Genomic DNA, 22,452 nt, shown 5'->3' with positions numbered 1-22,452 from the left:
GATTTCTATGAATTCCCCCGGCGGCTGAACACCCCTCGATCGAGGTCCGTATGGAACGGAGCGCTTCGATTCTCCCCTGCCGCGCTTTCCCGTAACCGGCGACGAAGCTTGAGGAGTTCCATGCCACGCACATCGAGAAAACGCTCCACACTGGCGAACCGGGCGATCGTCGCCTCGGCCGCCTTGCTCCTGGGCGGGGGTGGGCTGGTAGCGGTCAATGTCTACGCATCCGCGGGTGAGGGCGATTCCCACCGGTCCGCCCCACGGACCCAGAACGCCGGACAGTGGATGTCGACCATCGACTGCCCGGATGTGGCGACCCAGGATCAGCTGACGAATGTGCCGGATGCGGCGCGTCCCGAGGTCGACCGGAATCTTGCCCTCATCGACAGCCAGATCACCGAGGCGTACAAACGGTTCGCCGATGAGAAGGCCCAGATCCAGCGCGATCCGGGATTCGCCGACAATGCCATTCTCAATCCGCTGAAGGACAAGCGGGCGGCCACCCTTGAGCGGATCGCCCTCTCGATCGGCAGGGTGGCGGAGCGGCCGCAGGGACTGGAGGGTCTCGCGCCCTGCACCCTGCGCGCTCAGGACGGCCAGGGCCAGAACGGTGGTCAGCAAGGTCAGAACGGCGGTCAGCAGGGCCAGAACGGCGGCCAGGGCGACGGCCAGAACGGTGGCCAGGACCAAGGGCAGGACGGTGGCCAGAACGGCGGGCAGGACGGCGGCCAGGGCGACGGGCAGAACGGTGGCCAGGACGGCGGCCAGGACGGCGGTCAGAACGGTGGCGGCCAGGCCGGCAACGGCCCCGAGGCCTCCGACTTCGTCGACATCACCACCGTCCAGCCGAATGTCAAAAAGGCCAGAACCGCGCGCGGCGGCTCGAAGGGCACCTTCAGCACCAATTGCGGGGTCAACGAGGCCGGAAAGTTCAATTCGGACAATGTCATCGTCGCCCCAGGTGTGAGCAATGGCGCGCACCACATGCACGACTATGTCGGCAACCAGGCCAATGACGCGTTCGCGACCGACGACTCTCTCGCGGCCGGTGAGACCAGCTGCCGTAATCAGGGCGACAAGTCCACCTATTACTGGCCGGTGCTGCGTCTTCAGAATGGTCAGGACGAAGCCGACGCCAATGCGGACGGCGGCGGCAAGGAAGGAAATGTCGGCGAGATCCAGACGCCTTCCCAGGTGACCCTGACCTTCGCCGGCAGCCCGAAGTCCAAGGTCACCGCCATGCCGCGGTTCCTGCGGATCATCACCGGTGACGCCAAGGCGTTCACCAATGGTGACGCCAACGCGAATGCCTCATGGAGCTGCACCGGATTCGAGGACCGCCAGCTCAAGGACAAATACCCGATCTGCCCCGAGGGCAGCCAGGTGGTCCGCAGCTTCACGTTCCAGAGCTGCTGGGACGGCCAGAACGCCGACAGCGCCAACCACCGCACCCATGTGGCGTTCGCCGATCAGAACGGCCGCTGCCAGAACGGCTTCAAGGCGATCCCGCAGCTCAAGCAGCGTGTGGTGTACGACGTACCGCCGGGGCCCGGCTTCGCCGTGGACTCCTTCCCGGAGCAGCTGCACAAGCCCGTCACCGACCACGGCGACTTCATCAACGTCTTCGACGACAACCTGATGAAGAAGGTCGTGAACTGCATCAACGGCGGACGCAAGTGCAGGTGAGCCCACGGCCTACGGGCCGCTGACCCAGACCCGGGGGCCCCGGCTCCGTCCCTGTCCGGGGCCCCCGCCTTCCGCCTTCCGTACCGTTCCCGTCCCCCCTCATATCCGCGCTGCGCGGTCAGCCCGTGTGGTGACCGGAGTGCCCCTCGTCTCCCCCACCACCACCACTTCCCCCCGAGTGGTGCGACGAGCCGGCCTCCACGGTCCCGCCGAGCCGGCCGCGCAGCGCCGTCACGACCTTGTCGTCACCGACCGCGACCCACTTCCTGCCGACGAGATACGAACCGCCGTAGTCCTTGGCCTCGTTGATCCACTCGCGCAGACCGCGGTCGGTGGCGAAGGTGACCAGCACGTACTTCCCGTCGTCCGTCGTGCAGTTGCCCTGCCGCAACTCGTCGGCGTCGGTCTGGATGTTCGGCTCGCACTCCGCCTTGGAGGCGATCTGTTCGAGGCTCCCCGTCACCGTCTCCGGTGTCGTGGGAGCCTTCTTGCCGTTGCCGCCGTTGCCGCCATTGCCGTCGCCGCCGCAGCCCGCCGTCAGCGCCAGGGCCAGGGCCGCGAGCACCACCAGGGATCGTTCTGTACGCATGCGGCCATCGTCTCCCGGGACCCGGTCGCCGCGCGGCGGAACGGCCGGATTCCGGGGTGACCATCGGACCAATCGCTCGTTCTGCTCAACGTGCCCCCAGACAGCGCCGTCACCGCCTCGACCGCCACCTCCGCAGCCGTTTCCGCGGAGACGTCCGTACCCGGCGCGGCTCCCCTCGCCGCCCTCGGTGTCGAGCAGGCCGAGGCGGCACTCGTCGAGCACTACACCCGTCTCGTACGCCTCGCGTATCTCGTGCTGCCGCCGTCGCTCGGCCGCAACCGGCGCGTACTGACCGCGCACGCGCTCGTACAGCGCTCGCTGCCGCGCGGGCGCACGGCGGCGCGGTCCGCGATCCCGGCGCAGAGCCGCGCCGCCGGAACCGATGGCGGAACCGGCGCCGGAACCGGCGGCGGAACCAACGGGGGAACCGACGGCGGGACCGCGACCGGGGCGGGACGGAACCCCGGGTACGCGTACGTACGCGAGCGCGTGCTGCGCCAGGCGCTCGACGCCGGGCGGCCGTTGCGCCGGCTCGCCCGGCCCCGGCTCGCCCAACTGCCTCCGCCGCTGCCGCGCGTCTGGGGGCTGCGGCTGTTCCCGCGCTCGGGCGGCGCCGATGAACTCGCCCTGGACCAGCGGCTCTCCGGCCTGTCGGGACCGGCTCGCGCGGCGTTCGCGCTGCGCGGTCTGGAGCTGCTGACCGACAAGGAGGTGCGCCGGCTGCTCCACGCGGCCGGGGCCGTGGACACGGAGACCGCGCTCGCCGAGGCGGCGGACGCCGCGGAACGGCGGATCGGTACGGCGGATCCCGTCGAGCTGTTGCGCTCCCCCGAGTTCGATCCCTGCTCGCTCCAGGCCAGGCCCACCGATCTGATGCGCCGCCGCCAGTACGGCAGGGCCGCGCTCGCCGCCGCCGCGGCCCTGCTGGTCTGCGGGACGCTCCTCGGGCTGCCGGGCGGCTGGGGCCCGGACGACGACGCGGACGCCCCGTACGGCCACAACGCCGCGGTCGCGGCGGCCCTCGACCCGGCCAGGGTGCGGCGGATCGCGCCCGCCGCCTGGCAGACCTCCGCCCGAACCGACTTCTCCGTCTGGCCCGCGCGCGGGCCGCTGGCCGAGGACCACGCGCTGCTGCGCCGGGCCCTGACGGCCTGGGCCGCGCCCGGCGCGTCCGTGCACATCTCGGCGACGCCCGCCACGCCTTCGGGGCCGCCGATGGGATCGCCGCAGCTGCTGTACGCGGGGACGGTCGACGCGGCGCGGGTCGTCCTCTTCCACGACGGCCTGCGGGTGGTCCGGTACGCGGAGCCCGCCACCGGCGGCGAGGAGGTGGCCGCCCTCGACTTCGCGCGGGTCGACGGCGCGGGCACCGCCGTCGCGGGGGCGCTGGTCGTCGGCCGCTCGGACGGCGATGTGCGCTATCTGACCGCGCCATGGGTACGGAGTGCGTCGGTCCGCGATCTGCTCGACCCGGCGAAGCCCGCGCGGCCCCTGCGGCGTGACGCGGACGGCGTGACCGCTCCGCTGGCGAGTCCGGCGATGGCCCAGGACTGCCGCTCCTGGGACACGCTGTCCGTCCGCGACGGCAGCGACGGCGACGACAGCAGCGACAGCAGCGACAGCGAGAACGGCGCCACGGAACGGCTGCTCACCGATCTCGGCGAACTGACGCCCGCCCGGCTGACATCGGGGCCGCCGTCGGCCCCCGGCGACGTGACGTCCCCGGCCGACCGCGCCGCCTGGGCCAGGACCGCCTGTCTGCTGCCCGCGATGCGGTCCCACGGCGTACGGTCCGTGAACTCCTGGCCGTACGCGCGGCAGCCACTGCCGGAGTCCAACGGCACCGCGACCTGGCTCTGCACCCGCGCGGACACCTGGCGGGGCACGGGGAGCCGGGTGCTCGCGCAGTTCCAGGCGCCGGCCCGGACCGCGGCGCCCGGGGCCGTCGCCGCGCGCGCGGAGGACACACCGGCCTGCGGGGCACGGGAGTCACGGGTGCTGGCGGGCGTGCTGTGGAAGTCGCGGGGCGGCACGTGGTACGTACTGGCCGCCGGGAGCGGGCGGTTGGGCTCGGTCCAGGTGTCGGGCGGGGTACGGGGCAGCGCACCCGGGAGTCTGCTGGCGGTACGGGCGCGCGAGGGCGTACAGGCGGAGCTGTACGGCGAGACTCCCGACGGGACACGGGTGGACGCCCTGCGCTGACGGCCCCACGGGCGGCGGCCCCGGACGCGCCCCCTCGGGCACGGGCAGGGCCCCACGGACCCGGCTCCGGACGCGATCCCGTGGCACCGCGGCCCGCGCCCCCGGCGAACCTCAGGGCAGCAGCAGCCAGTCCGCTCCCAGCGCCGCCACCAGACCGGCGCCCAGCAGCCAGGTGCCCAGCCGCGTACGGCCGTGCCGGCTCAGTTCGATCACCACACCGCACAGGATCATCGCGAGCCCGTACACCCCGACCACCAGGACCGAGGTCCGTTCCGCGAGCCGCACCGCGAGCAGCGCGGCGAGACCGACCAGCAGCACCGACGCCAACGCGATCCGTACCGCGCGCGCCTGACGCGGCGTCAGTCCGCCGTCGTAGGGCTCCGGTACCGGCGTGTCCATGGCCTCGTCCTGGTCAGATGCGCTCATGGTCCGGAGCGTAACGGACACCCGCCGGGGCCTGCCCGTTAGGCTGTTCGTATGACGACCGGGGTGCGCCGCAGGATGGGCGTGGAAGAGCGGAAGCAGCAGCTGATCGGCGTAGCGCTGGAACTGTTCAGCCGCCGCTCCCCCGAGGACGTCTCGATCGACGAGATCGCGGCGGCGGCCGGCATCTCCCGTCCGCTCGTCTACCACTACTTCCCCGGCAAGCAGAGCCTGTACGAGGCCGCCGTGCGCCGGGCCGCCGACGATCTGGCGACCCGGTTCCTGGAACCGCGCGAAGGGCCCCTCGGCGCGCGGCTGCTGCGCGTCATGGGGCGCTTCTTCGACTTCGTCGACGAGCACGGCGCCGGTTTCTTCGCCCTGATGCGCAGCGGCCCCGCGGTGGGTTCCTCGACGGCCAACGCGATGATCGACGAGGTGCGGCAGGCCGCGTACGAACAGATCCTGGCCCATCTCGGGGTCGCGGACCCGCCCGCGCGGCTGGAGCTGGTCGTACGGTCCTGGGTGTCGCTGGCCGAGACGACGGCGCTGATCTGGCTGGACGGGCGGCGCGTGCCGCGCGGTGAGCTGGAGTTGCAGCTGGTGCACGACTTCGCCGCGCTGGCCGCCGTGAGCGCCGCGTACGACGAGGAGATGGCGACGATCCTGCTGCGGATCATCGCCGAAGAACCGGCCGACGGCGCGTTCGGCGATCTGCTCGGCCGGCTCACCACGCTGGGCACGGGCCTGCCGGCCCAGCGGGCGCGGGCGTGACCCGCCGTCCTCCCCAGGCGTGACCCGCCTGCCGGTTCAGGCGTAGACCACCTTCACCTCGGTGAAGCCGAGGGAACGCAGCAGGCCCTGGAGCATGCCGGTGGTGTTCTTCTCGGCGCGTACGGTGAGTTCGCTCTCCTTGGCCGCGTCCCCGATATGGCGGGCGGCGAGCTTGTTCACGGCGTGTTCGTCGGCCGGGTTGTCGGAGAAGAGGTCCCCGAGCCGGTCGAGCAGCCCCCGTTCCTTGGAGACGGCGTACGAGCGCTCCGGATCGAGCGCGGGCTCGCCGAGCCGGGCGTGGGGCAGCCGGATCGTGGCGGCGGTGCGCTCCTCGTTGACCTGGACGCTCTGCTCGCCGATGCCGCTGAAGTCGACATAGGAGGAGACGGTGCCCGCGCCCACGTAGAGGGTGCGGGTGCCGCGGATCGCGTCCGGCAGGAACTTGGCGTCCTTCTCCAGGTCGACGACGACCTGGAAGTTGCCGGAGGCCGCCTCGTACCGGTCCAGGTCCTGGATGGATTCGAGCAGGGTCGGTCCCGTGCGGTCGTTGGTCTCCTCGCCGAAGAGATCACCGAACCCGGGCAGCAGATCGAGCCGGCTGCCCGCGAAGAGCAGCGCGGCGACGACGACGAGTGCGAGCGGCAGTCTGCCCCACCGGGACAGCCGTGTACGGCTCCGAGGCTTCTCCGGGTGCGCTTCGGTGGACGTCATACCTAACGGATTGCCCGTACGGCCACGTTCACACCGGCGGGCTGACACACCGGCTGGCTGCCACACCGTCGGGCTCGCACACCGGCGGGCCCACGCCGTCATCCGGGTGCCCCCCGCGAACCGGTGCTCCCGGCCGCGTGCTCCGGCGGACAGCCCGGAGCACGCGGCCGAGGCCGTCACACGCCGCTCACGCTCCCTGTGCCGCGAAGACCGCCACGGTCCGCGCGGGCACGGTGAACGTCCCCGACCCCCGCTCGTAACGGGCCTCCTTGACCGTGCGGTCCGCTCCCCCGGCCTGGATCCGGTGCAGCGCGTACGGCCGCCCCGCCAGCTCCGTCACCCGCTGGTCCTGTGCCGTCGGGGTCGCGTTGAAGACCACGACGAGATCACCGAGCCGCATGGTGATCACCCCCGGGGTCTCGTCCGGCCCGGACAGCGGGAAGGTCAGCGCGGAGCGGACCGCGTCCGTGGACGTGAGGCTGAACTCCGGCTCCGTGGCGCGGATCCGCAGCAGATCCCGGTACGCGGCCGAGGCGCCGTCGATCTCCGCGCAGCCGGGCGTGAGCGCCGGAGCCGTCAGCAGGGGCTTGGCATACGGCCACTTGTCCTCGTTGTCGGCGGCGGGCGGCAGCCCCCGGCCGAAGCCGTTGCCGTCGCGGCAGTCCCAGTGGATCGCGTTGAACCAGTCACCGCTGTCGTACGAATTGCGGTCCAGCGACTTGGAGCGCAGCAGCTCCGTGCCCGCCTGGGAGAGTGCCGGGCCCTGGGAGAGCGTGGCGGTCGCCATCGCGAGGACCTGTGCCCTCGCCCGGCCGGCGGCCGTGACCGACGGCGGCAGCTTGAAGGCGAGCGTGTCGTAGAGGGATTCGTTGTCGTGGGCGTCCGCGTAGGCCAGCGCGTCGCCGGGGACGGCCGCGTAGCCGGCCGGCGCGCCGTTGTAGTCGACCTCGGAGCCGCGGACCGTACGGCCCGAGGTGTCGGTGAACGTGTAGTCGGCGAGGCTGCCGGTCAGCCCCACCTTGATCAGGTCCTGGTAGTGCAGCAGCCGCGCCTTCTGCTCGGCGGGGGTGCCGTTGGCCGGGGAGGAGTTGGGGTCGGTGTGGAGACCGGAGGCGAAGCCCTGGACGCCCGGGTCCTCGTCGAAGGGGCTGCCGCCGCGCACCGCGTCCCGGGCCCGGTCGGAGAAGGTCGCGATCCCGGTCCCGGCCATGTTCTTCTGGGTGGCCTGGACGAAGCGGGCGTCGTCGGCGATCTCGCCGAAGTTCCATCCCTCGCCGTAGAGGATGATCTTCTTGCCGTCGACTCCGTCCTTCGCCGGGGTCAGCGCGTCCAGCGCCTTCCGTACGGCGAGGATGTTGGCCTTCGGGTGGTGGCCCATCAGGTCGAAGCGGAAGCCGTCGACCTTGTACTCCCGGGCCCAGGTGACGATCGAGTCCACGACGAGCTTGCCCATCATGGCGTTCTCGGGCGCCGTGTTGGCGCAGCAGGTGGAGGTGGCGACGGAGCCGTCCGGCAGCAGCCGCTGGTAGTAGCCGGGCACGATCTTGTCGAGGACGGACTTGTCGGCCTGTCCGCTCGCGACGGTGTGGTTGTAGACGACGTCCATGACCGTGCGCAGCCCGGTGCCGTTCAGCGACTGCACCATCCGCCGGAACTCGACGGTACGGCGGGTCCCTTCCGGGTCCGAGGCGTACGAGCCCTCCGGCACGGTGTAGTGCAGCGGGTCGTAGCCCCAGTTGTACGCGTCCTTCGCGGCGGTCCGCGCCACGCACGCCTGCTGTTCCGGCGAGTCGGGCGCGTACACCTTCAGGTCACAGCCGGGCGTGGCCTGGTCGGAGGCGCGCTCCGGGATCGTGCCGATGTCGAAGGCCGGAAGCAGGTGGACGTACGACGTGCCGGAGTCCGCCAGCCGCGCCAGCCGCTTCATCCCGTCGGAGTCGCGGTCGGTGAAGGCCAGATACCGGCCCGGGTGGTCCGAGGTGCGGTCCGCGACCGAGAAGTCGCGGATGTGCAGCTCCTGGATCTGCGCGTCGCGCAGCGGGACGGCGGCGGGCTTCTTCAGCGTGGACCAGCCCTCGGGGGCCAGCTTCGGATCGGCCAGATCCACCACGAGGCTGCGCGCCGAGTCCGTGGTGAGCGCGGTCGAGTAGGGATCGGTCACCTTGTTGACGACGACCTTCTGGACGCTCGGCGCCCAGACCGTCACGGCGTACCGGTACGGTCTGCCCGCCCAGCTCCGCTCGCCCTTCACCGACCAGACGCCGGACGCGGCGTCGCGACTCATCGGGACCGTACGGCCGTCGAGTTCGAGGGCGACACGCTGCGCGGTCGGTGCCCAGAGGGAGAGGACGGGCCGCCCGCCGGTGAAGACCGGGCCGAGCGACGCCTTGACCGCCCGGTCGCCGTACAGGTCGTCGAGGATGCCCTGCGTCTGTACGCCGGTGGCCGCGAGCAGCGCGCCGTTGGCGGCCCGCTGGGTGGCGATCAGCTGTCCGGAGAGCGACTCGCGGACCCTGTCCCGGTCGCGTACGTCCACGGTGAAGGCCGGATAGTCCTTGAGGTGCGGGTACGCGGCCTTCTGGGCGTCGGTGAGGGAGGCCGGCGAGAGCCGCAGCCACCGGCCCTCGTCGGACAGCGCGCCGTCCTCGACGGTGATGCCGCCGTCGCGCGCGTACACCAGCTGCTGGCTGGTCGCGGCGGTCGCCTTCACCTTCCAGACGACGGTGTCGGTGTCGATCCACTGGGCCTCGGCCTTGGTGAGGTCGGGGTCCGGGCCCGAACCGGCCTGCGGCAGCAGGTACGCCGGCTGCCCGGCGAGCAGCCACACCTCGTTGCCGTGGGTCGCGAGGTCCAGGGACTGGTCGGTGGGGAGGTCCTTCTCGTCGCCCTTGTGGAGGATGTAGCTGAGCGAGGTGGCACCGGCCGCGAGCGGGACCTCGAAGGTCACGCCGTACGCGTCCTCCCGCACCGGCCGGAGCGGCTTCGACCAGTCGGTGGGCGAGGCCGCGCCCGTCCAGGTGTGCAGCCCCCAGCCGTCGTAGTCGCCGTCCGCGCGCCGGTAGTGGACGGTCGCCTTCGTGGTGTCCTGCGGCGGGTAGGCGCCGTCGGGGGCCTGCTCGGACTGGCCGTCCGCGCCCTGGGTGATCCATACCTGGCCGGTGCGCGCCAGCTCGACGGTCCGCTGCGGCCCGTCGTCCGGGGCGCCGTTCTTCTCCACGGTGTACGGGATGCTCGACGCGCCCTCGGGGACCTTGATCCAGGCGAAGGCGCCATAGGCGTCGCGGCCGGTGAACGCGGCGGTGGTGGAGCCGGACGTCAGCCGCCAGCCCTCGTAGTCGCCGTCGGGCCGCTGGTAGTGGACGACCGCGTAGTCCCGCTCGACCGCGCTCGGCTTCTCCGGCGCGGGCGTCTGTCCGGCCGTCGAGGCGGCGGTGGCGCTCGCGGTACGCCCCGTGCTGTCGACGACAACGGCCTTGTAGCGCAGGGGCGTTCCGGCGGCCGCGGCCACGTGGTCGGTGACCCGGTAGGGGGCGTGGTCCGCGGTGCCGAGGGTCCGCCACGCGCCGTTGCCGGTCTGGGCGGCGAAGACGACCCGGTTGAGCTGTCCGCCGGTGACCTCCGCGGTCAGTTCGACGGTGCCGGTGGCGCCGGGCGACGGGGCCTTGAGGGTGATCGCGGGCTTGGCCGCGGGGGCGGGCAGCGGCTTCGCCGCCCTCAGGACGAGCGAGGAGAGCGCGGGTACGGTCACCTTGAGGGTGGAGCCGTCCCCGGCGCGTACCGTACCGGCGCCCGAACCGCCGTACAGCGTACGGAAGTCGGTGCCCGTGGCCGAGCCGACGGGGATCTCGACGGTCCTGGCCTGCTCGGCGTTGTTCACGGCGACGACGTACTCGGTACGCGCCTTCGCGTCCGGACGAGCACCCGGACGAGCACCCGGACGGGCTTCAGTACGGGCATCGGTACCCGCATCGGTACGGGAGAAGGCGTAGACCGAGTCCTTCGCGTACCGCTCCGTCTGGACACCGTCCCGCAGCGCGGGGTGGGCCTTGGTGAGCTTCGAGAGCGCGGCGATCGACCGGTACAACGGGTGCGCCGGGTCGTAGGCGTCCGCGGCGTGGGTACGGTCCGTGCCCAGCTGGTCGTCGTCCAGATAGTCGGCGGTCTTCGAGGCGAAGAGCGTCTGGCGGGCGTCCTTGTCGCCGCCCGCGCCCGTGAAGCCCTGCTCGTCGCCGTAGTAGATCACCGGGTTGCCCCGGGACAGGAACATCAGCTCGTTGGCGAGCCGGGCCCGTCCGACCAGTTCGGCGTCCCCGGCCTCCGGGTTGTCCTGGGCGAGGAAGGTGCCGATCCTGCCCATGTCGTGGTTGCCGAGGAAGGTCACCTGCTCATAGGCGTTGGCCTTGTCGGTGGTGTAGCGGTAGTCGTCGGCGAAGACCTTCGCGAGCCGCTCGGCCGGCGCGCCCTGTGAGGCGTAGGCGCGCGCCGCGTCCTGGAAGGGGAAGTCGAGTGTGGCGTCCAGCCGCCCACGGGTCACATACGGCGAGGTGACCGCGGTGTCCGACGAGTAGACCTCGCCGAACATGAAGAAGTCGTCCCGGCCGCGCTGGGCCGCGTACGCGTCGAGCGCCGTCGCCCACTGGGTCCAGAAGTCCAGGTCGACGTGTTTGACGGTGTCGATGCGGAAGCCGTCGATGTCGAAGTCGCGGACCCACTTCTGGTAGATCTTCTCCATCCCCGAGACGACCTCGGGACGCTCGGTCCACAGATCGTCCAGCCCGGAGAAGTCGCCGTACTCACCGCTCTCGCCCGCGAAGGTCGAGTCGCCGCGGTTGTGGTACATCATCGGGTCGTTGAGCCAGGCCGGGACCTTCTTCTCGCCCGTACGCACGACGGGCGTGTACGGGAAGGAGTCCGCGTCGGCCTTCGCGATGTCCTTCGCCGCGCCGGTCCCGCGGTCGTCGAAGGGGCGGCCGTCCCGGTCGAGGTACGGATAGGCCCCCTTGGGCCGGTAGCCGTACTCCTTCTCCGCGTAGTCGACGGTGTCGGCGGTGTGGTTGGTGATGACGTCGAAGAAGACCTTCATGCCCTTGTCATGGGCCTTGGCGATCAGCTTCGTCAGCTCGGCGTTGGTGCCGAAGTGCGGGTCGACCTGCGTGAAGTCCGTGATCCAGTAGCCGTGGTAGCCGGCCGAGGCGTCCTTGCCCTCCCCCTGCACGGGCTTGTTCTTGAAGATCGGCGCGAGCCAGATCGCGGTGGTGCCGAGCCCCTTGATGTAGTCGAGCCGATCGGTCAGGCCCTTGAGGTCGCCGCCCTGGTAGAAGCCCTTGTCGGTGGGGTCGTATCCGGTGGACGTCCGCGAACCGGTCAGCCCGCCGCGGTCGTTGGCCGCGTCGCCGTTGGCGAACCGGTCGGGCAGGACGAAGTAGAACTGCTCACGGGTCAGATCGTGGCGCGCGGGCTCGGCGGCGAGCCGGGCGTCCGACGGCGGGGCGGGCGGCGCGGAGGCGGCGGGCCGCCCGGCCGCCGACGCGGCGGCGGGCAGGGCGGGCACCAGCGCCGCGCACAGGGCGGCGGCGAGGACGGCGGTGGCCGTTCTTCGCAGAGGCGGGCGTTTCACGGGGGATCTCCTCGGATGTGCGGGATCAAGGGATCGGGGGGTGGCTCAAGGGATCGGCAGGATCAAGGCAGCGACATGGGCAGGGCATTGGGCCGGGTCAGGGCATCGGGTGGGTCAGGGGATCGGGTGGGTCAGGGGATCGGGGAGTGACCGGGGTACGGGAAGGGGCCGTCCGGCGACGGAGGCGGGGAGGCGGTCGCCGGACGGCCGTTTCCTGTGCGTCGGCGGCGGTGTCAGCCGCTCAGCGCGGGGGCCCAGGACGGGCCCCGGGACCGGTGGTCAGCAGCCGCGGGCACCGGTGTGCAGCGCGACGGCGGTGTTCGAGCCGAGCGTCGCGGTGAACTGTCCCGATCCGTTCACCGTCACCGTCCTGCCGTTCTGCACATCGCAGTACGTACCGCCCGGCAGCGAGGTCTGGAAGGTACGGGTGAGCGCGGAGCCCTCGTGGTTGATGGCCACATAGCCCGCGGAGCCCCGGCCGAAGGCGATCTGGTCGCCGCCGTTGTCCCACCAGTTGGTGACGGCCTGGCCGCGTGTGGTGTTGCGGAAGGCGACCATCGAGGAGATCTCGCGCCAGGCGTGCTGGCACTTCCAGCCATTGCTGTAGCAGGCGTTGACCGTGCCGCCGTTGGGCGGTCCCGCGTCCTTGTCGCTCCACTCGTATCCGGAGTGCACATCGGGCGAGCCGTACGGCCAGGCCAGCATGAAGACATTGGCGAGCGTGTAGTTCGCGCCGTCCTTGTAGCTGAGGGTGTCGCCGCCGCGCTCGGTGTCGTGGTTGTCGACGAAGACGGCGGACCTGCCCGACTCCATGTAGCCCCAGCCCTCGCCGTAGTTCTTCAGATAGGCGAGGTTCTCGTTGGTGAAGACCCGCTTCAGGTCGCGGGCGTACCGGAACTCCTGGACGTCGCCGTTGCCGAGGTACTCGGTCGGCGAGACGGCCTCGCCCGCGCCGTAGATGACCTCCTGCTTCCAGTAGGCGCCCGGATTGCTCAGCCTGCTCTTGATGTTGGCGAGGTCACCGGCCGGCATGTGCTTGGCGCCGTCGATCCGGAAGCCGTCGACGCCGAGCGAGAGCAGGTCGTTGAGGTACGCCGCGATCCGGCCGCGTACGTACTCCTCGCCGGTGTCCAGATCGGCGAGCCCGACCAGTTCGCAGTTCTGTACGTTGCCGCGGTCGCCGTAGTTGTTGATCTGCGACCGGCAGTCGTCCATGTCGGCGCCCGAGTAGATGCCGGGGTAGTTGTACTTGGTGTACGAGGAGCCGCCGGTGCCGGTGCCGTCACCGGCCGACATGTGGTTGATGACGGAGTCGGCGACGACCTTGACGCCCGCCGCGTGGCAGGTGTTCACCATGTTCGAGAAGGCGGCACGGTCACCGAGCCGCCCGGCGATCTTGTAGCTGACGGGCTGGTACGAGGTCCACCACTGGCCGCCCTGGATGTGCTCCTGGGGCGGCGAGACCTGTACATAGCCGTAGCCGGCCGGGCCGAGGGTGTCCGTGCACGCCTTGGCTATGGAGTCGAAGCGCCACTCGAACAGTACGGCGGTGACGTCCTTGCCGCCGGGCGGCGCCGCCTGGGCGGTCCCGGCGGGGACCGTCAGCGCGGCTGCGGCGCCCGCCACGAGGGCGAGCGTGGCGGCCAGAGTTCTGCGAGCCATTCGGTTCCTCCAACAACACTGGTGGGGGGAGGTGCGGGTGACGGTGGTGCGCGTGGTGCGGGTGGTGCGGCTCTCGGTGACACCTGTGGTGCGTGTGGTGCGGGTGGTGCGGCTCTGGGTGTCACCTGTGGTGCGTGCGGTGCGGGTGGTGCGGCTCTGGGTGACACCTGTGGTGCGGCTCCGTGCACGTGCGGTGGTGCGGTGGCGCGGTGGTGCGGAAAAGGTCAGTGGTGCCCTGGTACGCGCGCTCCCGCGGTGGAGCCGCGTACCACCAGCTCGGGCTGGAACACGTACTCGGTGCGCTGCACGGGGCTGCCCGCCATCTCCTCCAGCAGCGCGGCGACGGCCGCCGCCGCCATCGCCCGTACCGGCTGTCTGACCGTGGTCAGCGGCGGGTCGGTGAAGGCGATCAGCTGCGAGTCGTCGTACCCCACGACCGAGACGTCGTACGGCACTCCGAGCCCGCGCTCCCTGGCCGCCCGCACCACCCCGAGCGCCATCAGATCGCTGCCGCAGACGATGCCGGTGCAGCCCAGGCCGAGCAGCGCGCCAGCCGCGACCTGCCCGCCCTCGACGCCGAACAGCGTGGAGCACACCAGTTCCTCGGCCTCGCTCCAGGCCAGGCCCAGCAGCCCGACGGACGCGTCGAGGAAGCCCTCGCGCTTGCGCCGGGACGGTACGTACCGCTGCGGTCCTGTCGCGAGCCCGATCCTGCGGTGTCCCAGCTCGGCGAGGTGGCCGACGGCCATCCGGACGGCCGCGTGGTCGTCCGCCGAGACGAAGGGCGCGCTGACCCGTTCGTTGTAGCCGTTGATCAGTACGTACGGCACACCGCGCGCGGCGAGCGCGGCGTAGCGCGCCGGGTCGGCCGAGGTGTCGGCGTGCAGTCCGGAGAGGAAGACGATGCCGCCGACGCCCCGCTCCACGAGCTGCTCGACCAGCTCGTCCTCGGTGGCGCCGCCGGGCAGCTGGGTGCAGAGCACCGGGGTGTGCCCGTGCCCGGCCAGGACCTGCTCGACGGCCTGGGCGAAGGCCGGGAAGACCGGGTTGGTGAGTTCGGGGGTCACCAGCCCGATCAGCCCGGCGCCGCGCTGCTTCGGGCCGCGCGCGGAGCGCTCCTCGTGCCGGGAGCGCTCGTCCCGCTCGTGCCCGAGGGTGTCGAGCGCCGCGAGCACGCGCTGACGCGTCGTCGCCGCGACGCCCGGCCTGCCGTTCAGGACCCGGCTGACGGTCGCCTCGCTCACCGACGCCCGGCCCGCTATGTCGGCGAGCCGCGGCGTACCGGCGGTGAGGCGTCCGTCGCCACCCGGCGGCAGGAGGTCGTTCACACTGTCCACCACACCGTGGTGTCGGCGGGCAGTTCGGCCTCTGCGCCGTCCACGGCCACCGGGCCGCTGGCCACCAGCACCCGGCCCTGCGCGGGGATCCGTACCGCCGTGTCCGTGGTGTTGACCGTGCAGACGAAGCCGGGCCTGGTGAAGGCCAGCACGCCTTCGGGCGCGTCCAGCCACTCCACCGAGTCGCCCGCGCCCAGCCCCGGGTGCTCCTTGCGGGCGGCCAGCGCCGCCCGGTACAGCTCCAGGGTGGAGCCGGGGTCGCCGGTCTGCGCCTCGACGCTGAGCGCGCCCCAGCCGTCCGGCTGCGGCAGCCAGCTGTCCCCGCCGCCGAAGCCGTACGAACTGCCCTCGCGTGTCCAGGGGATGGGCACGCGGCAGCCGTCGCGGAAGCCGTCCTGGCCGTCCGCGCGGAAGTACGACGGGTCCTGCCGGGCCTCGTCGGGCAGGTCGGTGACATCGGGGAGCCCGAGTTCCTCGCCCTGGTAGACATAGGCGGAGCCGGGCAGGGCCAGCATCAGCAGGGTCGCCGCGCGCGCCCGGCGCAGTCCGAGCGTACGGTCGCCGGCCTCGCGGGTCTGGGTGGCGCCGCCGGGCGGGCTCGCGAAGCGGGTGGCGTGCCGGGTGACGTCGTGGTTGGAGAGCACCCAGGTGGCGGGGGCGCCGACGGGGCGCATCGCGGCGAGCGAGACGTCGATGACCTCGCGCAGTTCGGCGCCCACCCATGAGGTGCTCAGGTACTGGAAGTTGAACGCCTGGTGCAGTTCGTCGGGGCGTACGTAGTTCGCGGTGCGCTCGACGGTCGGGGTCCATGCCTCGGCGACGGCGATCCGCTCGCCGGGGTACTCGTCGAGGATCCTGCGCCACTGCCGGTAGATCTCGTGCACGCCGTCCTGGTCGAAGAACGGTGTGCCGCCGTCGGCGCTGCCGAGCAGCCTGAGCTGGCCGGTGTCGCCGATGTCGGGCAGGCCCGCCGCCTTCACCAGACCGTGGGCGACGTCGACGCGGAAGCCGTCGACGCCCATGTCCAGCCAGAAGCGCAGGATCGAGCGGAACTCGTCGGCGACGGCGGGGTGGTCCCAGTTGAAGTCGGGCTGTTCGGGGGCGAAGAGATGCAGGTACCAGTCGCCGGGGGTGCCGTCCGGGTCGGTGGTCCTGGTCCAGGCGGGGCCGCCGAAGATGGACTCCCAGTCGTTGGGCGGGAGTTCGCCGTCCGCGCCCTTTCCGGGACGGAAGTGGTAGCGCTCGCGCAGCGCGGAGCCGGGGCCCTCGCGCAGGGCGCGCTTGAACCACTCGTGCGCGTCGGAGGAGTGGTTGGGGACGAGGTCGACGATGACGCGCAGATCCAGCTCGTGGGCGTCACGGATCAGCGCGTCGGCGTCCAGCAGGGTGCCGAACATCGGGTCGATGGCCCGGTAGTCGGCGACGTCGTAGCCCGCGTCGGCCTGCGGGGACGCGTAGAAGGGGCTGAGCCAGACGGCGTCGACGCCCAGGTCCCTGAGGTACGGCAGGCGGCGGCGTACTCCGTCGAGATCGCCCATTCCGTCGCCGTTGCCGTCGGCGAAACTGCGTGGATAGACCTGGTAGATCACCGCGTCCCGCCACCAGCCGTGGGGGTGGCCCGGGGCGTCGTCGGACGTGCCGGTCAGAGGGGCAGCGAGGTGCTGGGTCATGTCGTCCCTGTGGTGTCTGGGGGTGGGGAGCGGCGCGTGGCCCGGTAGGTCCCGCGCGCCGCCGTCGTCGTACGGACTCGGTGGTAAGGGCAAGGCCGCTCAGCCCTTGACGGCGCCGGCTGACATGCCGGTGACGAGATGGCGCTGTGCGAAGAGGAAGACCAGCGCGGCGGGGATGGCGATGAGGACGGACGCGGCGGTCATCGGGCCCCACTGGGCGCCGTACTGGTTGACGAACTTCTGGAGGCCGCCCGCGAGCGTGAGGTTCTCGTCGCCGACCATGAAGGCGGAGGCGTAGGCCACTTCGCCCCAGGCGGTGATGAACGAGTAGAACGCGGTGACCGCGAGCCCCGGCTTGGCGAGCGGCAGGATCAGCCGGTAGAAGGTGCCGAACGGGGTCAGCCCGTCCACCATGCCGGACTCGTCGATCTCCCGGGGGATGGTGTCGAAGAACCCCTTCATCATCCAGGCGCAGAAGGGGACGGCGATGGTGAGATACGTGATCACCAGGCCGGCGGACTGATTGAGCAGCCCGAGGCCCGCCATGATGTTGTAGATCGGCACGATCAGGACGGCGACCGGGAACATCTGGGTGACCAGCAGTGTCCACATCAGTCCGCGCTTGCCGGGGAAGCGGAAGCGGCTGACGGCGTAGCCGGTGGTGGCGGCGACGAACACCCCGAGCAGGGTGGTGAGTCCGGCGATGAGCAGCGAGTTGCCGAACCAGGTGAGGAACGGGGTGTCCCGCAGCAGGTTGGTGTAGTTCTCGAACGTCGTCTCTTTGAAGAAGTCCGTGGTCGTGGCGTAGCTCGCGGGCTTGAGCGAGGTCAGGAAGACCCACAGCACCGGGAAGACGGCGATCACGGACGCGACGATCAGGGTCGCGTGCAGCGCGACCGAGGCCAGCGGGGAACGGTGGCCGCGGCGCGGGACGCCGGCGGTCCGTTCAGCGGCGGGGGCGGTCCGCTCAGGGGCGGGGGCGGCGGTGGTGGTCACCACGTATCTCCCTGCTTACGGAGGACGCGCCGGTAGACGGCGGCGAAGAGCATCAGGAGGACGAGGATCAGGACGCCCCAGGTGGAGGACTGCGCGAAGTCGCGGGGGCTGATCTCGAAGGAGAACTTGTACGCCTGCGTGACCAGGATCTGGGTGGCCTCACCGGGTCCGCCGCGGGTCAGCAGGAAGATCACCGGGAACATGTTGAAGGTCCAGATGGTGGAGAGCAGGATCACGGTCGTACTGACCGAGCGCAGCCCCGGCAGCGTGATGTGGCGGAACCGCTGCCAGGCGTTGGCCCCGTCCATCTCGGCCGCCTCGTACATCTCCCCCGGGATGGACTGGAGTCCGCCGAGGAGCGCGACCATCATGAAGGGCACGCCGAGCCAGATGTTCACGGCGATGACCGAGAACTTCGCCCAGGTCGGGTCGTTGAGCCAGGGCACGGCGTCGATGCCGCCGCCCGCGAGCAGCTTGTTGAGGAAGCCACGGTCCTCGTTGTAGAGGAAGCGCCAGGCGAAGACCGAGACGAAGCCGGGGACGGCCCAGGGCAGGATCAGCAGCATCCGGTAGAAGGAGCGGCCCGCGATCCGGCGGTTGAGGATGTTGGCGAGGCCGAGGCCGAGCGCGAAGGTGACGCTGACGCAGGAGACCGTCCACACCAGGGTCCAGCCGAGGGTGCCCAGGAACTGATCGCCCGTCAGCGCGTCGGCGTAGTTGTCGAGGCCGACGAACTCGTAGGTGGCGGGTAGGTGGTTGACGCCGATGCTGCGCTCGACGTTGCGCTCGTTGGCGTCGGTGAGCGACAGATAGATACCCCGGACCAGCGGATATCCGATGATCACGCCGATCACGGCCACCACCGGGGCGACCATGGCCCAGGCGTACCAGTGAGTGGAGACACCGCGCCGGAGTCTTGTCGAGACCCCGGCCGCTCCGCCGGGTGCCTTGCCAGTGCCGCGGCCGCGGCCGCGAGCGAGGTCATCGCCCGCGGCCGACGCCACCGACTGGCTGGTGTGGACAGCCATCAGCCGGCCCGCCTTCCTTCCCGTTACCCGTTACTTCCAGCCCTTGAGCAGCTTGCGGTAGGCGTCGCCGGTGTCCTTGGCGCCCTTGGCGGGGGCGCTCTGGCCGGTGAGGACCTTGGTGTACTCGGTCACCAGCGGCGCGAAGAGGCTGCCGGTCTCCGGGATCCAGGGGCGCTCGACGGCCTTGTCCACGACGGGCTTGAAGAAGCCGACGATCTCGTTGTCCGCGACGCCCGGCCGCGCGTAGACGGACGTACGGGTCGGGAGCAGGCTCAGTTCCTCGGCGACCTTGGTCTGGCTCTCGGCGGAGGTCATGTACTCGGTGAACGCGTAGGAGGCGTCCAGGTTCTTGGAGCCCGCGTAGACGGCGAGGTTGTGGCCGCCCTGCGGCGAGCCCTGCGCGACGGAGCCGGCCGGTACGGGGGCGATGCCCAGGTTGGCCTTGTCCTTGAACTGCGCGCCGCCGTAGGTGTCGGCGACGGCCCAGGGACCGTTGATGATCATCGCGACATCGCCGTCCTTGAAGGCCGACTGCATGTTCTCCCAGCCGTCGGTGGCGTCGGTCTTGGCGGCGCCGGAGTCGACCAGGTCCTTGACGACGGTCATGGCCTTGACGCCGGCCGGGTTGTCGACGGTGACGGTCTTGCTCTTGGCGTCGACCATGTCGCCGCCCTCGCCGTAGAGGAAGGAGAGGAACCAGTAGGCGTCGTCGCCGCGCAGATAGAGGCCGGTCTTACCGGTCTTGTCCTTGATCGTCTTCGATACGGTCTTCAACTCGTCGACGGTCTTGGGGACTTCGACGCCGGCGTCCTTGAAGATCTTCTTGTTGTAGAAGATGCCCATGGAGTCGATGACCTGCGGCGCGGCATAGGTCTTGCCGTCGTACTGCGTGGAGGCGGCGGCCTGTGCGAGGAAGTCCTTCTCGTCCTTCAGCGCCGGGGTGCCGTCCAGCGGGGCGAGATAGCCGAGATCGGCGAACTCGGGGGTCCAGGCGACCTCGGAGCGGATCACGTCGGGCGCCCCGGAGCCGGACTGCGCGGCGTTCTTGAACTTGTTCTGGGCATCGCCGAAGGGCACGTTGACATATCTGACGTCGACCTTGGGGTGCTTCTTCTCGAAGCCCTCGGCGAGCTGCTTGAAGACCTTGTCCTCGCTGCCCACGGTCGAGGTGTCCCACCAGGTGACCGTTCCCGAGAGCTCGCCGCCCGAGCTCTTGCCGCTGCCTGCATCGCTGTCGCTGCCGCAGGCGGTCGCCGCGAGGGCCAGGGTCGCGGCCAGGGCGGTGGCCGTTATGCCACGTCGCATCCGAACTCCTTCAACTGCCGTACCGCTCCGTCGCGGCGCCGGGTCGGACGTGAACGTAACAGCCTTGCAAGATGGCCGAAAGACCTTGCGGAATATTTCTGCAAGGACGATTGATCGTTACCGGCACGTGTCCTGTCGATTGCAGGCCAACCTCTTGACGGGAACCCACATGTGCTGGCAGGGGTGGACTCCGCAGGTCAGTGCCGGTCCCGGCCGGATCACGCTCCTTCCCCGACAGCGCGGCGGGACGTCTTCGCAAGATCTTGCAAGGGCTTGCCGCGACCGCCCGCCCCCGGGCACGGTGGGCAATCCGACATACGCCCGGTACAGTCCACTGACATGACCGCACGGCTTGCCGATATCGCAACTCAGGCGGGGGTCAGCGAAGCGACGGTCAGCCGCGTACTGAACGGCAAACCCGGGGTTGCCGCGACCACCCGCGAGTCCGTACTCGCCGCGCTCGACGTCCTCGGTTACGAACGTCCCGTACGGCTGCGCCGGCGCAGCGCCGGGCTGGTCGGACTGATCACCCCCGAGCTGGAGAACCCGATCTTCCCGGCCCTGGCGCAGGTCATCGGCCAGGCGCTGACCAGGCAGGGCTACACGCCGGTGCTGGCGACCCAGACCCCCGGCGGCTCCACCGAGGACGAGCTGACGGAGATGCTCGTCGAACGGGACGTCTCCGGCATCATCTTCGTCTCAGGGCTGCACGCCGACACCTCCGCCGACATGCGGCGCTACGAGAAGCTGCGCGCCCAGGGCGTGCCGTTCGTCCTCGTGGACGGCTTCTCGCCGAAGGTCCAGGCGCCCTTCATCTCGCCCGACGACCGGGCGGCCATGCGGCTCGCGGTCACCCATCTCGTCTCGCTCGGCCACCAGCGGATCGGGCTCGCCGTCGGCCCCCGGCGCTTCGTGCCGGTCCTCCGCAAGATCGAGGGTTTCCGCGCCACGGTCCAGGAGTTGCTGGGGCTCTCCTCCGAAGAGGCGGACGAACTGATCCAGCAGTCGCTGTTCACTCTGGAGGGCGGCCAGGCGGCGGCCTCCGCGCTGATCGAACGCGGCTGTACGGCGGTGGTGTGCGCGAGCGACATGATGGCCCTCGGCGCGATCAGGGCGGCGCGGCGGCTCGGTCTCGACGTACCCCGGGACCTGTCGGTCGTGGGTTTCGACGACTCGCCCCTCATAGCCTTCACGGATCCGCCGCTGACGACGATCCGCAAGCCGGTGCCCTCGATGGGCCAGGCGGCGGTCCGTACGCTCCTGGAGGAGATCGGCGGTACGCCCGCCCCGCACAGCGAATTCGTCTTCATGCCGGAGCTGGTGGTACGCGGTTCAACCGCCTCCGGTCCGGCCCCCGGACCTCAGGGAATATCAGGGCCGCGGAGTCGTACTCGAGATGTGCCGGGGAGTCGTCCTTGAGGTGTAGCGAATGCGGCCCGAACCCGTCCGGGGGATGATCGGTCGGGAACGGGAATCTGGCAGACTCTCTCGCTATGGGTGAATCGACCGTGAAGACACAGGAAGGCCTGCGCGGCCGTACGGCGAACCCGTCACCCATCCCTGAAGAGGAGGCGGTCGCGGGCGCGAGCGGCGAGGCGACGGCGGCCACGGACACGGCAGGGGACCGCACCTGGCTCCAGCGCCTCAGAGCACCGCGTCGTCCGCGCATCTGGTTCGAAATCCTGCTGATCGCGGTGAGTTACTGGACGTACTCCCTGATCCGCAACGCGGTCCCGGAGCAGAAGGCCAAGGCCCTGCGGAACGCGGACTGGATCTGGGAGACGGAGAAGTCCCTCGGCATCGCGGTCGAGCAGACCGTCAACCACGCGATGAATTCGGTGACGTGGCTGATCGTCGCCATGAACTACTACTACGCGACGCTGCACTTCATCGTCACGATCGGGGTGCTCGTCTGGCTCTTCCGGCGCCATCCGGGCCGCTACGCCGCCGCCCGGCTGGTGCTGTTCGCCACCACGGCCGTCGCGCTGCTCGGTTACTACCTGTATCCGCTGGCGCCGCCGCGGCTGATGAACGGGCAGCACTTCATCGACACGGTGCTGCGCCACGAGACCTGGGGCTCGATGGCCTCCGGCGACCTCAAGCACATGTCGAACCAGTACGCGGCGATGCCGTCGATGCATATCGGCTGGTCGCTGTGGTGCGGGCTGACCATCTTCGCGCTCGCCTCGGCGCCCTGGGCGAAGATCCTCGGGCTGCTCTATCCGACGCTCACGCTGCTGGTGATCGTCGCCACCGCGAACCACTTCTGGCTGGACGCGGTGGGCGGCATGCTCTGCCTGGCGTTCGGCATCGCCGTCTCGTACGCCTGGTACGGCTCGCCGCCGTACCGGCTGCCCCGCCATGTCGGCGACGACCGGCCACCACGGCGACAGCGCCGCCGCCCCCGTACCGCCTGAAGCGGTACGGGCCCGGAAGAGCCCACGGGCCCACG

Annotated in this window: 14 protein-coding genes and 1 pseudogene; 5 read left to right on the top strand and 10 right to left on the bottom strand. The window is 70.8% G+C overall.

From position 1 onward, the window contains the following. Nucleotides 1-120: 120 nt before the first annotated feature. On the top strand, nucleotides 121-1,689 hold the full coding sequence (locus ACIOGX_RS08630) for a DUF1996 domain-containing protein (RefSeq protein ID WP_401911395.1): 1,569 nt from the start codon (nucleotides 121-123) through the stop codon (nucleotides 1,687-1,689). Between the two features lie 118 nt (nucleotides 1,690-1,807). Here the strand turns inward: ACIOGX_RS08630 and ACIOGX_RS08625 are convergent, their stop codons facing one another. Beyond that, nucleotides 1,808-2,278 carry a hypothetical protein gene (locus ACIOGX_RS08625; protein WP_401911392.1) on the bottom strand — a complete coding sequence of 157 codons (471 nt, stop codon included), beginning with the start codon at nucleotides 2,276-2,278 and terminating at the stop codon, nucleotides 1,808-1,810. Nucleotides 2,279-2,368: 90 nt separating this feature from the next. On the opposite strand from ACIOGX_RS08625, the gene ACIOGX_RS08620 reads away from it, so the two are divergent. Continuing rightward, nucleotides 2,369-4,480, top strand: coding sequence for a hypothetical protein (locus ACIOGX_RS08620; RefSeq protein WP_401911389.1), 2,112 nt, complete (start codon nucleotides 2,369-2,371; stop codon nucleotides 4,478-4,480). Nucleotides 4,481-4,591: 111 nt separating this feature from the next. On the opposite strand, the gene ACIOGX_RS08615 is transcribed toward ACIOGX_RS08620, so the two are convergent. Further along, complete coding sequence (locus ACIOGX_RS08615) at nucleotides 4,592-4,906, bottom strand: hypothetical protein (protein WP_129773037.1); 315 nt, start codon at nucleotides 4,904-4,906, stop codon at nucleotides 4,592-4,594. A gap of 51 nt (nucleotides 4,907-4,957) precedes the next feature. Between ACIOGX_RS08615 and ACIOGX_RS08610 the strand changes: the two genes are divergently transcribed. Beyond that, complete coding sequence (locus ACIOGX_RS08610) at nucleotides 4,958-5,674, top strand: TetR/AcrR family transcriptional regulator (protein ID WP_356507015.1); 717 nt, start codon at nucleotides 4,958-4,960, stop codon at nucleotides 5,672-5,674. 36 nt (nucleotides 5,675-5,710) lie between these two features. Here ACIOGX_RS08610 and ACIOGX_RS08605 read toward each other — a convergent pair whose 3' ends face one another. The 8 genes and pseudogenes from ACIOGX_RS08605 to ACIOGX_RS08570 form a co-directional block, all read right to left on the bottom strand. After that, nucleotides 5,711-6,385 carry a DUF4230 domain-containing protein gene (locus tag ACIOGX_RS08605; protein ID WP_356507013.1) on the bottom strand — a complete coding sequence of 225 codons (675 nt, stop codon included), beginning with the start codon at nucleotides 6,383-6,385 and terminating at the stop codon, nucleotides 5,711-5,713. 187 nt (nucleotides 6,386-6,572) lie between these two features. Continuing rightward, nucleotides 6,573-12,002: a pullulanase-type alpha-1,6-glucosidase gene (pulA, locus tag ACIOGX_RS08600; RefSeq protein ID WP_401911384.1), complete on the bottom strand. Its 5,430-nt coding sequence runs from the start codon at nucleotides 12,000-12,002 to the stop codon at nucleotides 6,573-6,575. A 282-nt stretch (nucleotides 12,003-12,284) separates the two neighbouring features. After that, nucleotides 12,285-13,664 (bottom strand): annotated as a pseudogene (locus ACIOGX_RS08595) (alpha-amylase family protein); the annotation flags it as partial. 224 nt (nucleotides 13,665-13,888) lie between these two features. Beyond that, nucleotides 13,889-14,992 (bottom strand): LacI family DNA-binding transcriptional regulator, encoded by a 1,104-nt coding sequence (locus ACIOGX_RS08590; protein ID WP_356507009.1) that lies wholly within the window; start codon nucleotides 14,990-14,992, stop codon nucleotides 13,889-13,891. Continuing rightward, nucleotides 14,989-16,671 (bottom strand): glycoside hydrolase family 13 protein, encoded by a 1,683-nt coding sequence (locus tag ACIOGX_RS08585; protein WP_356507007.1) that lies wholly within the window; start codon nucleotides 16,669-16,671, stop codon nucleotides 14,989-14,991. The genes ACIOGX_RS08590 and ACIOGX_RS08585 overlap by 4 nt, the downstream gene beginning before the upstream one ends. 99 nt (nucleotides 16,672-16,770) lie before the next feature. Beyond that, entirely contained in the window at nucleotides 16,771-17,667 is an 897-nt protein-coding gene (locus ACIOGX_RS08580; RefSeq protein ID WP_384764892.1) for a sugar ABC transporter permease, read from the bottom strand. Next, complete coding sequence (locus ACIOGX_RS08575; RefSeq protein ID WP_356507005.1) at nucleotides 17,664-18,695, bottom strand: sugar ABC transporter permease; 1,032 nt, start codon at nucleotides 18,693-18,695, stop codon at nucleotides 17,664-17,666. Before ACIOGX_RS08575 ends, ACIOGX_RS08580 begins: the two co-directional genes overlap by 4 nt. 30 nt (nucleotides 18,696-18,725) lie before the next feature. Further along, entirely contained in the window at nucleotides 18,726-20,000 is a 1,275-nt protein-coding gene (locus ACIOGX_RS08570; protein WP_356507003.1) for an extracellular solute-binding protein, read from the bottom strand. 339 nt (nucleotides 20,001-20,339) lie between these two features. On the opposite strand from ACIOGX_RS08570, the gene ACIOGX_RS08565 reads away from it, so the two are divergent. Continuing rightward, nucleotides 20,340-21,419, top strand: coding sequence for a LacI family DNA-binding transcriptional regulator (locus tag ACIOGX_RS08565; RefSeq protein WP_356507001.1), 1,080 nt, complete (start codon nucleotides 20,340-20,342; stop codon nucleotides 21,417-21,419). Between the two features lie 74 nt (nucleotides 21,420-21,493). Then, a complete protein-coding gene (locus ACIOGX_RS08560) occupies nucleotides 21,494-22,417 on the top strand; it encodes a phosphatase PAP2 family protein (RefSeq protein ID WP_356506999.1) in 924 nt (307 codons plus the stop codon). The last annotated feature ends 35 nt before the right edge of the window (nucleotides 22,418-22,452 follow it).

The organism is Streptomyces sp. NPDC088147 (assembly GCF_044741565.1).
Classification (GTDB): Bacteria; Actinomycetota; Actinomycetes; order Streptomycetales; family Streptomycetaceae; genus Streptomyces.
The sequence above is the reverse complement of the archived record's forward strand: the minus strand, read 5'-3'. Positions and strand labels throughout refer to the sequence as shown.

Excerpts from the sequence above, each read along its gene's own strand:
- ACIOGX_RS08630 (WP_401911395.1), top strand. The coding sequence starts at position 121 with ATGCCACGCACATCGAGAAAACGCTCCACACTGGCGAACCGGGCGATC.
- ACIOGX_RS08625 (WP_401911392.1), bottom strand. The coding sequence starts at position 2,278 with ATGCGTACAGAACGATCCCTGGTGGTGCTCGCGGCCCTGGCCCTGGCG.
- ACIOGX_RS08615 (WP_129773037.1), bottom strand. The coding sequence starts at position 4,906 with ATGAGCGCATCTGACCAGGACGAGGCCATGGACACGCCGGTACCGGAG.
- ACIOGX_RS08610 (WP_356507015.1), top strand. The coding sequence starts at position 4,958 with ATGACGACCGGGGTGCGCCGCAGGATGGGCGTGGAAGAGCGGAAGCAG.
- ACIOGX_RS08605 (WP_356507013.1), bottom strand. The coding sequence starts at position 6,385 with ATGACGTCCACCGAAGCGCACCCGGAGAAGCCTCGGAGCCGTACACGG.
- ACIOGX_RS08585 (WP_356507007.1), bottom strand. The coding sequence starts at position 16,671 with ATGACCCAGCACCTCGCTGCCCCTCTGACCGGCACGTCCGACGACGCC.
- ACIOGX_RS08575 (WP_356507005.1), bottom strand. The coding sequence starts at position 18,695 with ATGGCTGTCCACACCAGCCAGTCGGTGGCGTCGGCCGCGGGCGATGAC.
- ACIOGX_RS08570 (WP_356507003.1), bottom strand. The coding sequence starts at position 20,000 with ATGCGACGTGGCATAACGGCCACCGCCCTGGCCGCGACCCTGGCCCTC.
- ACIOGX_RS08565 (WP_356507001.1), top strand. The coding sequence starts at position 20,340 with ATGACCGCACGGCTTGCCGATATCGCAACTCAGGCGGGGGTCAGCGAA.
- ACIOGX_RS08560 (WP_356506999.1), top strand. The coding sequence starts at position 21,494 with ATGGGTGAATCGACCGTGAAGACACAGGAAGGCCTGCGCGGCCGTACG.